Source organism: Methylobacterium sp. B1, assembly GCF_000333255.1.
Taxonomy (GTDB): Bacteria; Pseudomonadota; Alphaproteobacteria; order Rhizobiales; family Beijerinckiaceae; genus Methylobacterium; species Methylobacterium fujisawaense.
This window is the reverse complement of sequence record NZ_BACT01001068.1, coordinates 1-872: the sequence shown is the minus strand read 5'-3', so window position 1 is coordinate 872 and position 872 is coordinate 1. Positions and strand designations below refer to the sequence as shown.

Here is an 872-nt window from a genome sequence, read left to right as displayed (position 1 = left end):
CGACTTCGAGCCGGGTGCCGTCCAGGCCGGCACCGAGGTGATCCGCCGGTTCTGGTCGACCCTGCCGTCCTCGCCCGGCGTCTACCGGATGTTCGATCATCGCGGCGACGTCCTCTATGTCGGCAAGGCCAAGAACCTGAAGGCGCGGGTCGGCTCCTATGCGCGGGGTCAGGCGCATTCGAACCGCATCGCCCGGATGATCTCGCAGACGGCGGCGATGGAGTTCGTCACCACCGCCACCGAGACCGAGGCGCTGCTCCTCGAAGCCAACCTGATCAAGCAGCTGAAGCCCCGATTCAACGTGCTGATGCGGGACGACAAGTCGTTCCCCTACATTCTGGTCACCGACGACGGCCCCGCCCCGCAGATCGTCAAGCACCGGGGCGCCCGGCGCCGGAAGGGCAATTATTACGGGCCCTTCGCCAGCGTCTGGGCGGTGAACCGGACGGTGAACGCCCTGCAGCGCGCCTTTCTCCTGCGCACCTGCACGGACAGCTACTACGAGAACCGCACCCGTCCCTGCCTGCTCTTCCAGATCAAGCGCTGCTCCGGCCCCTGCACCGGCGAGATCGCCACGGAGGATTACGCCGCCATGGCGGATTCCGCCCGGGCATTCCTGGCGGGCAAGTCGAACGCCGTGAAGGACCGGATGCGCACCGAGATGCAGGAAGCCTCGGAAGCGATGGAGTTCGAACGCGCCGCCCGCTTCCGGGACCGGATCGCCGCGCTATCGGCGATCCAGGGCGTGCAGGGGGTCAACACCCAGGGCGTGGAGGAAGCGGACGTGTTCGCCCTCGACGAGCAGGCCGGCCAGTTCTGCATCGAGGTGTCTTCTTCCGGAACTTCCAGAACTGGGGCAACCGCGCCTTTCC

At 67.0% G+C, this 872-nt stretch carries 1 pseudogene; it reads left to right on the top strand.

Features of this window, described 5'->3' with window-relative positions:
- Positions 1–872: pseudogene (gene uvrC, locus I53_RS29745) on the top strand (excinuclease ABC subunit UvrC); the annotation flags it as partial.